19 protein-coding genes are annotated in these 15325 nt (G+C 24.9%); 3 read left to right on the forward strand and 16 right to left on the reverse strand.

Annotated elements, in window-relative coordinates:
• Nucleotides 1-191: 191 nt before the first annotated feature.
• The 4 genes from NG904_RS08100 to NG904_RS08115 form a co-directional block, all read right to left on the reverse strand.
• On the reverse strand, nucleotides 192-722 hold the full coding sequence (locus NG904_RS08100) for a DUF5662 family protein (RefSeq protein ID WP_252226517.1): 531 nt from the start codon (nucleotides 720-722) through the stop codon (nucleotides 192-194).
• A 156-nt stretch (nucleotides 723-878) separates the two neighbouring features.
• Nucleotides 879-2063, reverse strand: a complete 1185-nt coding sequence (locus NG904_RS08105; RefSeq protein ID WP_252230988.1) for a class I SAM-dependent methyltransferase — start codon at nucleotides 2061-2063, stop codon at nucleotides 879-881.
• Nucleotides 2064-2246: 183 nt separating this feature from the next.
• A complete protein-coding gene (locus NG904_RS08110; protein ID WP_252230990.1) occupies nucleotides 2247-3149 on the reverse strand; it encodes a chemotaxis protein in 903 nt (300 codons plus the stop codon).
• A 164-nt stretch (nucleotides 3150-3313) separates the two neighbouring features.
• Nucleotides 3314-4000 carry a cyclic nucleotide-binding domain-containing protein gene (locus tag NG904_RS08115; protein ID WP_252214130.1) on the reverse strand — a complete coding sequence of 229 codons (687 nt, stop codon included), beginning with the start codon at nucleotides 3998-4000 and terminating at the stop codon, nucleotides 3314-3316.
• Nucleotides 4001-4129: 129 nt separating this feature from the next.
• Between NG904_RS08115 and NG904_RS08120 the strand changes: the two genes are divergently transcribed.
• The gene (locus tag NG904_RS08120; protein ID WP_252230992.1) at nucleotides 4130-4552 is read left to right on the forward strand and encodes a DMT family transporter; all 423 of its coding nucleotides are present in this window, start codon (nucleotides 4130-4132) and stop codon (nucleotides 4550-4552) included.
• A gap of 20 nt (nucleotides 4553-4572) precedes the next feature.
• The gene (locus tag NG904_RS08125; RefSeq protein ID WP_252230994.1) at nucleotides 4573-5028 is read left to right on the forward strand and encodes a DMT family transporter; all 456 of its coding nucleotides are present in this window, start codon (nucleotides 4573-4575) and stop codon (nucleotides 5026-5028) included.
• A 29-nt stretch (nucleotides 5029-5057) separates the two neighbouring features.
• On the opposite strand, the gene neuB is transcribed toward NG904_RS08125, so the two are convergent.
• From neuB to neuC, 4 genes are all read right to left on the reverse strand, one after another.
• On the reverse strand, nucleotides 5058-6062 hold the full coding sequence (gene neuB, locus NG904_RS08130; protein ID WP_252230996.1) for an N-acetylneuraminate synthase: 1005 nt from the start codon (nucleotides 6060-6062) through the stop codon (nucleotides 5058-5060).
• 148 nt (nucleotides 6063-6210) lie between these two features.
• Nucleotides 6211-7155, reverse strand: a complete 945-nt coding sequence (locus NG904_RS08135) for a GNAT family N-acetyltransferase (RefSeq protein ID WP_252231050.1) — start codon at nucleotides 7153-7155, stop codon at nucleotides 6211-6213.
• Nucleotides 7156-7176: 21 nt separating this feature from the next.
• The gene (locus tag NG904_RS08140; protein ID WP_252214137.1) at nucleotides 7177-7851 is read right to left on the reverse strand and encodes a PIG-L deacetylase family protein; all 675 of its coding nucleotides are present in this window, start codon (nucleotides 7849-7851) and stop codon (nucleotides 7177-7179) included.
• Nucleotides 7841-8986: a UDP-N-acetylglucosamine 2-epimerase gene (neuC, locus tag NG904_RS08145; RefSeq protein ID WP_252230998.1), complete on the reverse strand. Its 1146-nt coding sequence runs from the start codon at nucleotides 8984-8986 to the stop codon at nucleotides 7841-7843. The genes NG904_RS08140 and neuC overlap by 11 nt, the downstream gene beginning before the upstream one ends.
• 196 nt (nucleotides 8987-9182) lie before the next feature.
• On the opposite strand from neuC, the gene NG904_RS08150 reads away from it, so the two are divergent.
• Nucleotides 9183-9692 (forward strand): GNAT family N-acetyltransferase, encoded by a 510-nt coding sequence (locus NG904_RS08150; RefSeq protein ID WP_252231000.1) that lies wholly within the window; start codon nucleotides 9183-9185, stop codon nucleotides 9690-9692.
• A 167-nt stretch (nucleotides 9693-9859) separates the two neighbouring features.
• Here NG904_RS08150 and NG904_RS08155 read toward each other — a convergent pair whose 3' ends face one another.
• The 8 genes from NG904_RS08155 to NG904_RS08190 form a co-directional block, all read right to left on the reverse strand.
• Nucleotides 9860-10012 carry a hypothetical protein gene (locus NG904_RS08155; RefSeq protein WP_252231002.1) on the reverse strand — a complete coding sequence of 51 codons (153 nt, stop codon included), beginning with the start codon at nucleotides 10010-10012 and terminating at the stop codon, nucleotides 9860-9862.
• 44 nt (nucleotides 10013-10056) lie between these two features.
• Entirely contained in the window at nucleotides 10057-10203 is a 147-nt protein-coding gene (locus NG904_RS08160) for a hypothetical protein (protein ID WP_252231004.1), read from the reverse strand.
• A gap of 317 nt (nucleotides 10204-10520) precedes the next feature.
• Entirely contained in the window at nucleotides 10521-11219 is a 699-nt protein-coding gene (locus NG904_RS08165) for a Fic family protein (protein ID WP_252231006.1), read from the reverse strand.
• Between the two features lie 189 nt (nucleotides 11220-11408).
• Nucleotides 11409-11741, reverse strand: coding sequence for an inorganic diphosphatase (locus NG904_RS08170; protein ID WP_252231008.1), 333 nt, complete (start codon nucleotides 11739-11741; stop codon nucleotides 11409-11411).
• Between the two features lie 37 nt (nucleotides 11742-11778).
• On the reverse strand, nucleotides 11779-12195 hold the full coding sequence (gene mntA, locus NG904_RS08175) for a type VII toxin-antitoxin system MntA family adenylyltransferase antitoxin (RefSeq protein ID WP_252231010.1): 417 nt from the start codon (nucleotides 12193-12195) through the stop codon (nucleotides 11779-11781).
• Between the two features lie 826 nt (nucleotides 12196-13021).
• Nucleotides 13022-13483 (reverse strand): DUF3888 domain-containing protein, encoded by a 462-nt coding sequence (locus NG904_RS08180; protein WP_502801459.1) that lies wholly within the window; start codon nucleotides 13481-13483, stop codon nucleotides 13022-13024.
• Between the two features lie 196 nt (nucleotides 13484-13679).
• On the reverse strand, nucleotides 13680-13928 hold the full coding sequence (locus NG904_RS08185; RefSeq protein ID WP_252231014.1) for a hypothetical protein: 249 nt from the start codon (nucleotides 13926-13928) through the stop codon (nucleotides 13680-13682).
• Nucleotides 13929-14239: 311 nt separating this feature from the next.
• Entirely contained in the window at nucleotides 14240-15283 is a 1044-nt protein-coding gene (locus NG904_RS08190) for a sugar phosphate nucleotidyltransferase (RefSeq protein ID WP_252231016.1), read from the reverse strand.
• Nucleotides 15284-15325: the final 42 nt, after the last annotated feature.

The following is a 15325-nucleotide window of genomic DNA, read 5'->3' on the forward strand; positions in this document are numbered from 1 at the left end:
ATGCAATAGGAAAAGTGGCATTGTAATTGGACTTTGAGAATAGTTAATGAGTATTGTCACATTTACTGCTTGTCTCAATTTTATATTTGGAGCAAGCTAAAATTGGACTATATCTCATTCTAGTATTCCTAAGTTCAATTACTCAGTCCACTTTACTTATGCATATATCAACACTCTGCTAAAACATAGCCTTATTTCTTTAATAAATTATTCTTAATATAATTAAGAGTTAGTTCTTCACCGTCACCTGCAAGTTTATTAAGTAAAAATTCTAATAATTCTCTCGTTTCTTTATGCAAAATATAATGATTTTTACCTATATTGTAATATTCTAATGCACTTCTATCACTATACTTCTCCTTTTGATAATTCATCGAAGCACACATTCTATCAATAAACATCTCAACTACATACTTTGTTGGCATTTTCATTCCTACAAGTCCTTCTTTTATATTTACACCATAATCTATCCAATATTCTAAATGATGCTTATTTCGCCCTTTATGATGAAGCCATGCTTTAGAATATCCTTCTTCTATTTTTTGTATTCCATTAGGACTAACATCACCTCTATAATATCTTATTCCTGCTGAAAATTCCACCCAAGAATACTTAGATAAATCATGTAGTAAACCTTGTTTATATAACCCGACTTTAAAGCAATATTTCATAACTAATAATTTATGATTTGTTATTGTTCTAAAATGATTAACTGAATTCATTATTCCCCACATCCTATAAAATTGTCTAACTAATTCTTATTTGCCTTTTTTATAAATCATAACATTTTTTCTAATAAACAAACAACAAAAATAGAAAGTAAACTTCTAAAAGCCTACTTTCTATTTTTAATAATTATATCTTAATGAGTATTAATATTAATCTTCTCTTATTTGTGTGCATATTAATTTATCATTTTCTAATAAGTTAAATAATGTTGGTTTAACATTAAATTGTTCCATTAAATTCTTAACTTCTAATAAAGATTTTTCTTTTTTATTATTTGATATTTTAGCTTTTGATGCTCTAATTAATATATTTTTAGGTGAATGTGCTATATCAATAAACTCCAATAATTGAGTTTTATAACCCATACATTCTAAAAGATTAGCCCTAACTGAATCAGTCATAAGTGCTGAAACTCGTTCTTTAATTATTCCATACTTAGTTAATATAGATAAAGAATCTGTTTTTATTTGACTATTGAATTCATGTTGACAGCATGGAACTGAAAAAATCATTTTACTATTCCATTTTATTGCATTATATAGAGCATAATCAGTTGCTGTATCACAAGCATGCAGTGTTATAACCATATCAACTTTATTATTATATTTAAATCCGTTTATATCTCCAAGTTCAAAATGCAAATTATCATATTTGTATCTTTTAGCAATATCATTACATTTTTTAATAACATCTTCTTTAAGATCTAAACCTATCATTTTTACATTTATGTTTTTAATTTTTACAAAATAATAGTAAAGTACAAATGTTAAATACGATTTTCCGCATCCAAAATCTAGAATTGTGAGTTCTTTATAATAATTATTTTTGATTTCATCATCAATAATCTCCACAAATCTATTTATTTGCTTATACTTATCATATTTAGAGTTAACTACTTTTCCTTCTTTAGTAAATACCCCTAAATCTATAAGTGGCTCTATTATCATTCCCTCTTTTAAAATATAATTTTTTTCTTTATTATGAGATTTATTTGCAAGATTCTTATTATCAGATCTTTTCTTGCCTAAAAATATTTTACCTTTTTTAGATATCTTTAAATCAAAGGTACTTGTATCTGACCATGCTGAAAGCTGTTTATAATTGTTTTCAACATATTTAATAATCTTGTCATTGAACTCATCTATATGTATATTTTCATGAAAAATTTGTTTATCTGTAAACTTTTCTATTTGATAATACTTATTCTTTTCATTTTCTTTAAGAATAAACGTTATTTTATTGTATTTAACATCTTTATTCATTTTATTACTAACAACTACTTTTATAATCTCTTCTTGTAAAATTTCATCAATAACTTTTTTAAATTCTTCCATATTGTTACACACCTTATCATTTATTTTAACTTTAAACTATATACAATTAATAATATTATTCCAATAACACTATATAAATAATGCATTTATAATTTTATTATAAAAGTAATCCTTATACAAGTTAACATTAAATAAAAAAGGTAGAAAAGATTTTAATCTCCTTTCTACCTTGAGTTATTAAAATTACTTATTTAATAACTTGTCTATAACACGTACTAGTTCTTCTATCTCTGGTTTACTCAATTGAGCATCTGCTTTAACAGATTTACCTTTGTGTCTTAATTCGTCAGTAATTAATGATGAGAATATTATTACTGGCAATTTATATAATATTTCATCTTCTTTCACTCTTCTTGTAAGTGTAAGACCATCCATTTGTGGCATTTCTATATCAGTAATAAGAAGGTCAACTTCTTCTTTAAAATTCTCACCTTTTTTTTCTGCTATACCTTTTAAGAAATCCAGAGCTTGCTTTCCATCATTAAATAATCTTAAATTAGTAAATCCTGCCTTTGTAAGTGTTTCTTTTAAAAGTTTTCTAATTAGTGCTGAATCATCAGCTAAGATTAATTTTATATCTGATCTATCTTTATAGTTTACCTTCACAAGTCTATCTTCACTTATTCCCACGCTTGGACAAAGATCCGTTACTATCTTTTCAAAGTCTAACATAATTAAAACTTTATCATTTAAAAGTATGTTTCCGACAGATAATGAATTTTCAGATAAATCATCTGGCTTTCTTATATCTCCCCATTTAATACGATGCACACCTACTACATCATCAATATTAAATGCAACTTTAATTTTATTGAATTCACAAATTATAACTTTAGATCCTAATTCATGATCTCTTTGTTTATTTAATGTATATTTTAAATCAATTAAAGTAAGAATTTCATCTCTACATAATATAAGTCCAGCTACTTCAGGTTTAGGATCAGGTAATTTAGTTAAACTTTCGTTTGGCATTTTAATTATTTCTTTAACTTTTACTACATTTATTGCATAATGAGTTCCATTAACAACAAAATCAATAATTTCTAACTCTCCTGTACCTGATTCTAATAATATATTACTCTTCATATTGTCATCCCCTTTTTTTAAACTAATATTGAAACTAACATAATTTATTTTTAATATCATTAAATTCCATTGTCTCTATTTAATTTTCGTATAAAATTTATTTAAGTTTATCAAATATTGAAAATAAAATTAAGTTTGTAAAAAATATTATGTATTTATTTTAATTATCTGTATAAATCACCTGATAAATATTTAAGTTTATCAATATTATTTACTATGTAAGACCTATCATCTTTTTTTATAATTCCTTCACTGCAGAATTTATTTAATGTTCTATTTAAATGTCTATAACTAGTCCCTAGTAGTTCTGCTGTTTCATTATACCCACCTTCAAATATAAAACGTAGATTATTATCTCCATTTACAAATGCCAAAATATAGCTTGCTAATCTGTTTTCAAGAGGATAAAGCAAATTTATTGAGCTATTCTTACTATTACATCTTAGCTTTTCCCCTAAATATTTACATCTATTTCTTAAAAACTTACAGTCATCCATTAATTTATCTTTAATTATTGAAAATTCAATAACAATACAATACGTATCTTTTATAGCTTGAACACTACAATCCGCACTATCATTTTCTAAAAATTCAATATCTCCAACTACAGTAAATGGATTATAAAATGATAATAACAATGATTTACCATTTGCTAAATTTTTATATACCTTGGCTTTACCATCAACCACAAAAAACATTTTATTTAAAACCTCTTCTTCTTTACATATATGTTCATTCTTACCAAACATATATAAAGACATATATTCTCTCATATCTATGCTAAACATATCATTTATTTTGTATTTTTCTATATACTTTTCCATTCTTTTAAAATCGTTTACTTTAACCAAAAACTTCTCTCCTTTTTAGTGACAATTAATAATTTTCATTACAATATGACATATGTCCTACACTATTTCCTTTATAATAGCTTAAACTAAGTTTATAAATCAAGAATTATATTTTTATAAGGAGATACTATGTATAATTTATTATCTTTATTAATTGGTGTACTTATTGCAGTTATGATTGTTTGTAATGGAGAATTATCTTCTGGTATTGGAAATTATTCTTCTTTAATGGTGATTCATATTTTAGGTTATTTAGCTTTAGTTATAATAATGCTTTATAAAAAAATAAAAATACCATTTAAAATGCATTTGCCATTATATCTTTATAGTGCTGGTGCTCTTGGAATTTTCACAATATTATTTAACAATATAACTTTTTCTGTTATTGGAGTAGCATTACCAGTGGCACTAGGACTTTTAGGTCAAACATTAACTTCAATAATATTTGATCAATATGGACTACTAGGAATGCAAAAAATTAAATTTAATAAGAAAAAAATAATTGGCATTACAATAATAACAATTGGTGTCTGTATTATGACTTTCTTCTAATATTAAAAGGAGGACCATTTATGATATATATATTAATGTCTATATTAGCAGGTGTAATTATAGTAGTTTCTAGAATTCTAAATACAAAACTTTCTAAAGAAATAGGTCTTATAGAATCAAGTTATTTTAATTATTTTACAGGCTCAATAACTTCAATATTATTCTTTTTTATTATGAGAGAAAAATTTGTATTTACCTCATTAAATACTGTTCCATTTTATGCTTATTTAGGAGGTCTTTTAGGTGTAGCTATTGTTGTGCTTAACAGTGTAGTAACCCCAAAGATGTCAGCTTTTTATGTTACATTACTTATATTTGTAGCTCAACTTTTTACTGGAATAGCATTAGATTGGTTAATTTCTAGGCAGTTTCCTCTTAGCAAAATAATAGGCGGATTAATAGTAGTTGCAGGTTTAGCTTATAATATGCATCTAGATTTTAGTGATAGTAAAGTAAAAGAAAATGATACAAATTAAAGCCTTTAGAAAATTTCTAAAGGCTTGTTTTAAACATCTTCCCACTTTATGACCTCATCTTTTGATAAATCTCTTTTTAGCTTTCTTCCAACTAATATATAATATAATTCCGGTTTTATTCCATACCCTGGTCTTTTAAAAACAATCATGTCTTTTTCTATGATTGTCCCCTTTTTTAAATCTCTAGAAGCTAAGACACTTCTTCTTGCATCATTCATTATAATTTTCTCTTTTTCTGTTGGTCTTTTTATTCCATCTCCTAATAATTTTTCTGTATTTTTAATATGAATAATATATTCTTTAAATTCATCAAACATCATAGAAGCTTTATGATCAGGCCCCTTCATTTTTTTGTCTAATGTTATGTGCTTCTCTATAAATTCTGCACCTAAAGTAGTGGCTGATACTGCACTTTCAAATCCCAATGTATGATCTGATAATCCAACTGGAAGTTTAAAGGCCTCTTTTAATGTAACCATAGCTCTTAAATTAACATCCTCCACTTTAGTTGGATAATCTGAAGTGCAATGCATTAACCTTACATCTCTATTTCCTGTAGAATAAATAGCATCTATAGCCTTCTCTACTTCTCCTAATGTACTCATACCTGTAGATAGAATTATAGGCTTTCCTATATTTCCTATTTCTCTTAAAAATTCTATATTAGTTACTTCACTTGATCCAATCTTTATAAAATCAACATTAAGGCTTACTAAATAATTTAAACTCTCTATGCCATCTGGTGTAGATACAAATATAATTCCTTTCTTGTCACAATACTCTTTTATCTCTTTAAACTTTTCAAAAGGCAATTCTAATTTCTTTATCATTTCCAGTTGAGATTCTTCTGTTTTGTCATTTTCTTTTTGATACTTTGCTTTTTCTGCAAAAGAACCCGTGCTTTCTTCTGCTTTAAATGTTTGAAATTTTACAGCATCTGCTCCACATTCCTTTGCCATATCAACTAATCTTTTAGCTAAATTAATATCACCATTATGATTTACTCCAGCCTCAGCTATTATAAATACCCCCATTTAAAATCCTCCTCCCTTTTTACTAAATTAGCTTATTATTAAATATTTTTAATAGAAGCTAATTTATCTCATTATCCTTTTAAAACTGAAAATTAAAACATGATTTTTCTATCTTTTTCTCATTACTTTTGTATTTAACTAATCTTAACTAAAACACATCAGAATCACCCATAGTTATATACCATTTATCAACATCCATATCATCTAATTTTATAAAATCACAATTTAACTTAAATCCAAAATGAGTAATTAAATTAGTTCTATTAAATCCTAAATTTTTACCAATATCTAATTTATCTTTATTTATAAACCATGAATTTATTTTTCTAATATTGTTACAAGCCATTAAATCAATTAATGATTTTAAAAGTTCTTCATAAATTCTATTATTTATTCCAATTATATCAACTAAATCGCAAACTTTTTTATCTCCATCTTCAAATATTTTATAAATGCAATAACCTAAATATTCGTTATCTTTTTCGTAAACTAAGTAGTAATACTTATTGTATGGATTTAAATCATACCTCCAGTGAATATATTCCCTATTTCTTTTAATCATTAACTTGTACTCTTTAAACTCCTTTGAAAAGATATTAAATAAAACATCAACCCTATTATCTAAAAATTCAACATTCTTTATATTTTTATTCAAAGATTTTAATTCTGATTTATACGTATAACAACTATACATTTCTATATCTAAAATATGATTCCATCCTAAATGCTTTATAAAGCCATGTAAAGAATTGTTGTTAGGAAAACCATATATAATTGGTAACTTATTATAATTTTCTTCATATAGTGCATTCGCTAATTTAACAAAAATACCTTGTTTTTTATACTCTGGAGACGTCATAGTTGTCATAGATAAACCTGATGTGTAAGTTTTATCATAAATATTCATTTTGCTTGGTAATACTGAATAGTGTCCTGCTAAAACATCATCGTCCCACATAATTTTTATAAATTTATCACTGCATATATTATCATTATAATTCCATTTCCACTCTGTATAATGCATATCTCGGTTAAATGACTTTTTGAATAAACCCATAATCTCTTTTTCATCATTTTTCTTATAATCTCTCACTTCTAACAAAGTAATTCCCCCTTAAAAAACATCTCTAACTAACATAAATGCTTCAGCATATTTGGTGCATGCGGTACATCCTCTATATCTTGCTAATGCTTTAACACTTTCTTCGTTTCTTGGCTGAGGTATATCTTGCAATTCTGTTTTATATAACTTTAATATATCTAACTTCTTTTCAATATATTTTGTAATATTAGAGAATACATTTGGGACAAAGATATTTTCTTGAAATTGTGGTGCAATTTCTGTTTCAGATAAACATTCATACATAAGCACTCTTTTAATAAAAGGATACCTAAAACTTTTAGTGCAACTTAATATAGCTTTAGCCCCTATTTGATGATCAGTATGAACATCACTTCTATTAATCATATAAACAATTTCTGGTTTAACCTTATACATAACTTCACTTATCTTATTTATAAGATTTGAAAAGATATCATAATTTATCTTTGCTGGTCCAAATTTTAAGTTATATATTTTATCAAATCCATAAGCTTTCCCTATATTCTCAACTTGTTTTTTTTCCTCCATAACTTGCTGATATGAATAACCATATCTAGTTTCAGCACTTGTTAATATGAGCCAAGTAATTTTATCTCCGTTATCTTTATGCTTAAGAATTGTTCCTCCACACCCTATTGTTTCATCATCTGGATGTACTGATATAACTAATACATTTTTACATTTCATTTGGATCCTCCAATTTCAATAAATAATCTTTATACTCTAATTTCTTAAGAATTTCATATGCTTTTTCTGAACTGTTTGAATCTCCATAAATATTTTTTATATTTTTGCACTTATTTATAAAATCTTTATCTAAAGCTTTTTCTATTCCATTTTTTACTTCACTATATTCATCACCAACGAAAATCACATTTTCATTTGCAGCACGCCCTTCTTGCCTTACTCCTATGTTAATAACAGGAATGCCAACACAAGCAGCTTCCACTATACCTGCACTAGAATTGCCTATTTGAAAAGATGCATTTCTATATATATTTATAAAAGTATTTCTATCTAGATTTTTATAAAAGTAAAAATCCTTATCATTTTTATATTTTTCTATTGCGTTTATAATTTCCTTATTTCCAGAATCAGTATTAGGATAACTTATAAACGCTTTTATTTTTCGTTCTTTAAGACACTTTAATATATTCTTAAATGTTATATAGGACTTATCATCTAATGGATGGTATATTACTAAAGCAAAGCTATTAAATGATTCAATATTTAACTTTTTATAAATTGTACTCATAGATTCAATTTTTTCTGTTTTAAATTTATCTAATGCAGGGCTTCCTATTTGAAAAATTCTATGTTCTGATTCTCCTATATTCATAACTCTTTTTTTATGCTCATAAGTAGATACAAAATGAATAGATGACAATTTAGATGCAGCACTTCTAAGCTCATTATCAACTAATCCACTCTTTGTATAATCTCCACCAAAAAAATGTGCACTTGGAATACCTAAAAAAGCTCCAAGCATTGAACCAATTAATACCTCCTCTCTATCCCCTGCGTAAATTATCAAATCTGGTGAATAGCTACTTACTATATCAATTGAATTTTGTAACATTATAGAAGCAGTTTTAAGTCTAGAACTTTTACTATCAGAATCAATTAAGCTTTCTATCTTTATTAAAATAGAAAGCCCATCTTTTTCAATCAAATCAACTGTATTTCCATAAGTTTTTGATAAATGTGCTCCGCAAACTAAAAGTTTTAATTCAAAATAATCATCAGAATCTATTTTTTTAAATAAGTTACTCATTAAATCATAATCAGATCTAATTCCCGTAATAGCCAATATCTTTTTCAATAAAATTACCACCTTTTTGTTTTAACATCACTTATTTTTATTACTATAATTGTTTCATTGCTATGCCTAAAATATCACTTAATATTTTCATACCTCACAGAAAATCTTATCTTTCATATTATATTCTGATGATAAATATAAAATTCTAATGAAAATATATGTATTATTATTAAGTTATGATTGGAGGAATTATTACATGAAACTTCTTTTTAAAAGATGTGCGGAAGAAGATTTTGAAGACTTCTTTATTTTAAGAAGCGATTATGAAAATATATATTGGACAGGCCATAATGAAAAACCTAATAAACCTAATCTTAAAAACTGGTATTTAAATCAATTAAAAAGAGATGATAGGCTTTTATTTATAGTTCGAAGTGATGAAGCAGATGAACCTGTTGGATATCTGTATTTAGATATAGTTGGCAATAATAATAATATTATAGAAACTGGTCATGGAGTAAATTCAAAATATAAAGGTAAAGGACTAGGTACTGAAATAATAAAATTTGCTATAGATTATAGTAGAAGTGAATTAACCTTTATTGATGAAGTAGATGGATGGATATTAGAAGATAATATAGGTTCTATAAAAAATGTATTAAAAAATGGCTACGTTGAAACTGATGAAAGAAAAGAAATTTACTTAGAAAATCTAGATACCTATAAAACAATGAGAAAATATGTATATAAAATAGAAACTGCATAAAAAGATTTAATTATGTTCAAGTGTAATAAAATTGATTTTTCTAATTTACATCATATATAGCCATGTTAAATTAAACATTTCTGTAGTAATTTATAAGGTATACTACGAAAGTAAATATCGAATTATTCTATAAAGAAGGATACAAAAAAATTCAAGCTTATGTTTGTCTACAAATATAGCAATTGACTTTCTTTATTGTATCCTCTAATCATAATTTCTAATTCTGTTCCATAAGCTCCAGTAAACCATGCTGAAAATATATTATCATTAGATTTAAAATAATTCTTTAAATCATTTATCTTATTATTTATATTAATCATCACTTCACTCCTTTAAGTATCAAAATAAAATCCTATTTCAATAATTAATGTTTAAATTTATTAATCACAATAATTTTTAACATTCTTATACTTTTCTCAAATATTAAACTTATAAACACCCCTATTTTTCCTAAAAGTCCTCCAATTACTATAATTATTAAAATACCAAAAAAACCTGCCATAGATTCCATTTCAATACCCCTCTATTCTTTCAATAATAACCTATATTTTATAAACTAATAAAAAACACATAAATTTTGCGCTTTTATTCATGGTTTACTAATTCCTCGGCTATTTTGATTTTAACCTAGAAAAAAGATATATATTAAAGTAAAATGTATTGCTAATTGTATTTGCAGTTGTAGTGCTTTTGTGAGTATATCATAAACCTTATCTATTTCAGTACATAGAGATTTAATTTCGCAGTTTTCACATTTTTCTATACACAGTTCTTTTTCAAAACATTAATCCTCTAAAAAAGACAACCTAATATAGATTGCCTTTTTGATTAAAACATATTTCTATTTACTTCAATAAAGTCTTTTTGTTTATTTAAATAATTCACTAGTGGATCTACATTAATACCAGTTGAGTTTGCTAGTGCTTTTTTATATTCTTCTGAACTTTCACCATCCATATATTTAAGAGGCAATTTATTTTCTAACAGTTGTTTTAAAAATATAAAACGTCCTATTCTCCCATTACCATCTTGAAATGGATGTATTTGTTCAAATATAAGCTGAAACCTAGTGATATCTTCTAATTTAACATTTTCTAAACTATTATATTCATTTATTAAGTTTAATAATTTGCTTTCAACCTCTAAAGGATCAGCTGTATTAAAATTAGCCCCTAATATTTTATTTTGATACTTCTTAAAGACTCCTGCTAATCCTAAATCATATAGTCTAGTCCTATACATTAAACTAGAATGCCACTCTTTTATCATTGACAATGATAATGGTGCATTTAAAGATTCAATAACTAAATTAAATGTATAGAATGAATTAACTGTTTCTTGAACATCATCTAAAGTATGAGTTCCTGTAACTATATTCTTTTCCATTAACATTTGAAGTGCTTCTGTGGTGAATGTACTTCCTTCAATTTTATTTGAATGATAAATAAAATCATATTTTAAAATTTGATTTAACGAATTGTTGATTCCATTAGTTTCTTTAAGTACTTTTAAAAATCTATCATACATTTTATCATGCCCCTCACATAAAGATTATTATAAATATATTATTACATATTTTCACTACTATACAATAACAAATTTGCAACACCAATAGATGGAGAAAATTTTAATGTAAAACGTAGTTATCAATTTAGATTTTCTGCTTTAAGAAAATTAACTGAACTAAAGGCAATAGGTGCTGATAGTTTTTAATATCTAATAAGTTATTATTGTAGATTTAAAAAATCTTTCTTGAAATTCTACTAATGCCTTTATTTGTTCTTTGTTATATTTCTTTAATTCTTTACAAACTACTAATTTATCCTCAACATCATTTATTCTTTTTATTATTGCTACAACATATCCTTCATATGTTTCTAAAGGTTCAAATTCTCCAATAATGTATACGTCAAACTCCTCTCCATCTCCTGATATGGTGTTAGGAATAAAACCATAATTTAAAGAATATATAAAGTTATGTTTAGGGTGCTTAGAACCTAATGGTCTATCCATTTTAACTTTAACAAGTTTACCTAAGTAAGACTCCAAATAATTGCCTCCTTATTTTATTTTTATCAAACTTCCATTACCCGTTTCTCCTAGCTCCATAACTTTCATAAAAGTCCTTCATAAATCTATCTAAATAATATTTTTCATCTCTATATTTATTGAAAATTTCTTCCATAAAGTCGCAAACTTTATAATAATCTTTTTCATAAATGCTTCTCCCCTCATCTATGACCTTAAATTTTAATGTTATAGGAGCAGATAAAAGATTAATAGTATCAATATTGTCAAAATCAAGGATTTCACTAATTCTACATGCTATATCCATTTCTTCCATAATACCAATTGACTTCTCAAATAATAAAGCAATATCAATATCACTGTCTTCTCTTTGATATTCTGTTCCATAAGATCCAGTAAACCATGCTGCAACTATATTATCATTAGATTTAAAATAATTCTTTAAATCATTTATCTTATTATCTATATTAATCATCACTTCACCCCTTTAAGTATCAAAATAAGTTTCTATTTCAATTATAACCTATATTATTTATTTTATAAACTAATAGAAAATACAAGAACTTTGGGCTTTTATTCACACCTCTAAGTATAATTTTTTAACAATTTATACAGATAAGATTCTTTTATATTATTGTTTACTACTATATATGTTTTAGATTTATATTTTCTAATATCAAATATAACAATCTGACCTACATTTGCTGACGTAGTATAGTACAAAAAAGACAAGAATACTAATTAGTTATTTATTTGGAAATGCCTTTATAAGTATTTAGAAAAGGACGGGATTTTTATGGAATATAAAGACATTGAGAACTTAGTTATGGAATCTAAAAAAGGGGCTGTTACAAAATGATTAAATTTTAATCAGGAGCGACGCTCCTTTTCCATTTAAAACAATAAATCTCCAAATAATTAAAAAATATATGCAAGACCCAAAATTAAAGTAATGGGGCTTACATCCTCTGGCATAAAGCTCCAAAGTTTTATCCCCTCATTATATAAATTAAAAAATGTGTACAATTATTTTGATTTTAATCTGGAAAAAACATATATATTAAATACAGTACCTAAAATACTAATACATCCAGATATAATAAAAACCAAATCATTTGTTTTTTTCCATGCAATAGCAGAAACTATCCCCATACATATCATCATAATTAATAAAATAGAAACAATTATATTAATAATTTTGTTATTAATATTTTTATTATGCATAATCTATCCTTTCACTAATATTTGCAATATCAAAACTATAACTTAAATAATTCATCTTATTAAATATTATACATTATTTACATGTTTTTTATTATATGTTTCCAATTCCATGGTAATTTATAGGTTTTAAGATGTTGAAATTTAATAATTTTAACTTCTCCCTCAGCTCCTGTTTCAATTATTATTCGATCATCTCCAACAGTATTATATGATCCAACAAATGGATGAACAATAAGTTCTGATTGAATTAAATATCCATATCCACTTACTCGTTTAATATTTACTATATCAACACTATCAGGAAAAACTCTTGGCATTTCAGTTAAGTATTCTTTATAATAATTATCTATTTCCTTTTGCATATATGGAACAAATAAGCAAATTATTGTATCTTGATAAATTTTCTCCTTTGAGTTTATATCTACTTTAGATATTTCTTCATTAGAATATTGTCTTGTATTTAAAGCAAAAGCTTTATTTGTATGAAATATACTAGTTAAACATAATATAAAAATTAGTATTAGTATTGATTTTTTCAATATAATCATCTCCATCATCTTTAGTAAAAAAGTATGTTATAAGTTAAATATAGTAAAATAAATATGGGATAGTTAGTATAATAAAGTTCATTTTTCTTCTTATATACTTTCTAGTATCTAACAAGTTATTATTGTATATTCAAAAAATCTTTCTTGAAATTCTACTAATTCTTTTATTTGCTCTTTGTTATATTTGTTAAATTGCATCACTAGCCGAGTTAAAACAATATATTCGAATAAAACTACCATTTAATGTATCTACTAATTGGGTAGAATCAAATATATAATTTATTTTTGAATGTTCTAAATCAAGTGTATATTCTGACTTATTCATTTCATGTTTTAAAGATATTAAATCGAAATTGAAACAATTTTTATCTAAATAGAATAGCGATGCTATTAAATCAAATATAGTACTATAAATAATAAAATAACGTTTTTTCAAAAAAACCTCCTTTTATCCCAAATACAAAATATAGATTTTATGTTTATTTTACCATATTATTCTTTGAAATAACAAAAATAAGAATCACTTTGAACTAATATGATTTAGTTCAAAAATCATATTCTATTTAACAAAAAGAGTAACGTATAATAAGCATACACTACTCTTTTTGTTATTTTATTTGTTACATTTATAGTATCATTTTAAGAAACTAATTTTGTTATATTATTTTAATAATTATCTCTCTAAATCTATTTATATTGTATTTAGATTCTAAAAAACATAAATTTATTTACAAAATTAATAAACGTTTATACTAATTTATCAATCATATTTTTCATAGATTCAAATTCTCCCATATCAAGCCATGCACCTTGAGTTACAGGATACATTCCAACTCTTTCTTTATTTTCTAGAAGTTTATATATAATATCAGTCATATCTGAATATTTATTTTCTTCTATATAATCTAAAACCTCGCGTTCTAATATATACATTCCTGTATTCACTAAGAACTCATAACTAGGTTTTTCATCTAAAGATTTAATACTCCCATCATCATTTAAATTAAAAACTCCATAGGGTATAATATAATTTTTTAGGGCAGTAACTATAGTTATTTTATTTTGGTACTTTTTATGGAATTTCAATATATCTGAATAATTTGCATTAACTAATATATCGCAGTTACTTACAAAAAAAGTACCCTTTATATTATCTTTTAATAAAATCAAACTTCCTGCTGTACCTAATGGAATGTCCTCTTCAACAAAAGATATATTGTAGGGAGCTTCTTTATTGAAATATGCTTTAATAATATCTTTTTTATAATTTATTGTTACATAAAAATCATTAAAATTGAAATTTTTAAAATTATTTATTATCCTTTCAATAATAGGAATATTTCCTATTGGGATTAACATCTTTGGAATAATTTTAGTATATGGTTGCAATCTAGTACCTTTTCCTCCTGCCATAATAACAATTGGAATCTTACTTGTTTCAAAGTAATTACATTGACTTTGATAAACATCATTCCAAAATACAATATCAACAACTTCAATTTCTTCATTCACTATTGGTACAGCCTCTATTTTAAATTGTTTCATTATTTTTTTAACATTATTTCTTTCCTTCTCCAATAAATACTTTGGTGATTTGTTCATTATATTATATATTGATTCTGATATATTACCATTTTTTAATATCCATCTTCTGATATCACCATCTGTTACTACACCCTTAAGTTTTTTATCTTCAACAACAATTATAATTTTTTTGCCTGCTTTATCTAATATATTAATTCCTTTTTTTATTGATATATCTTTACTTACCAAAAGACCACTTATATCCATAAGAAATCTCCTTTGTTTACTAATATTTTTATTTTAAAAATA

This window comes from Clostridium sp. ZBS15 (genome assembly GCF_023845705.1).
Classification (GTDB): Bacteria; Bacillota; Clostridia; order Clostridiales; family Clostridiaceae; genus Clostridium; species Clostridium aquiflavi.

What these genes read in the sequence shown, in the direction of transcription:
- mntA (WP_252231010.1), bottom strand. Translation starts at nt 12,195, where the DNA reads ATGATTAATATAGATAATAAGATAAATGATTTAAAGAATTATTTTAAA.
- NG904_RS08105 (WP_252230988.1), bottom strand. Translation starts at nt 2,063, where the DNA reads ATGGAAGAATTTAAAAAAGTTATTGATGAAATTTTACAAGAAGAGATT.
- neuB (WP_252230996.1), bottom strand. Translation starts at nt 6,062, where the DNA reads ATGGGGGTATTTATAATAGCTGAGGCTGGAGTAAATCATAATGGTGAT.
- NG904_RS08120 (WP_252230992.1), top strand. Translation starts at nt 4,130, where the DNA reads ATGTATAATTTATTATCTTTATTAATTGGTGTACTTATTGCAGTTATG.
- NG904_RS08150 (WP_252231000.1), top strand. Translation starts at nt 9,183, where the DNA reads ATGAAACTTCTTTTTAAAAGATGTGCGGAAGAAGATTTTGAAGACTTC.
- NG904_RS08165 (WP_252231006.1), bottom strand. Translation starts at nt 11,219, where the DNA reads ATGTATGATAGATTTTTAAAAGTACTTAAAGAAACTAATGGAATCAAC.
- NG904_RS08125 (WP_252230994.1), top strand. Translation starts at nt 4,573, where the DNA reads ATGATATATATATTAATGTCTATATTAGCAGGTGTAATTATAGTAGTT.
- NG904_RS08155 (WP_252231002.1), bottom strand. Translation starts at nt 10,012, where the DNA reads ATGATTAATATAAATAATAAGATAAATGATTTAAAGAATTATTTTAAA.
- NG904_RS08190 (WP_252231016.1), bottom strand. Translation starts at nt 15,283, where the DNA reads ATGGATATAAGTGGTCTTTTGGTAAGTAAAGATATATCAATAAAAAAA.
- NG904_RS08160 (WP_252231004.1), bottom strand. Translation starts at nt 10,203, where the DNA reads ATGGAATCTATGGCAGGTTTTTTTGGTATTTTAATAATTATAGTAATT.
- NG904_RS08100 (WP_252226517.1), bottom strand. Translation starts at nt 722, where the DNA reads ATGAATTCAGTTAATCATTTTAGAACAATAACAAATCATAAATTATTA.
- NG904_RS08140 (WP_252214137.1), bottom strand. Translation starts at nt 7,851, where the DNA reads ATGAAATGTAAAAATGTATTAGTTATATCAGTACATCCAGATGATGAA.
- NG904_RS08110 (WP_252230990.1), bottom strand. Translation starts at nt 3,149, where the DNA reads ATGAAGAGTAATATATTATTAGAATCAGGTACAGGAGAGTTAGAAATT.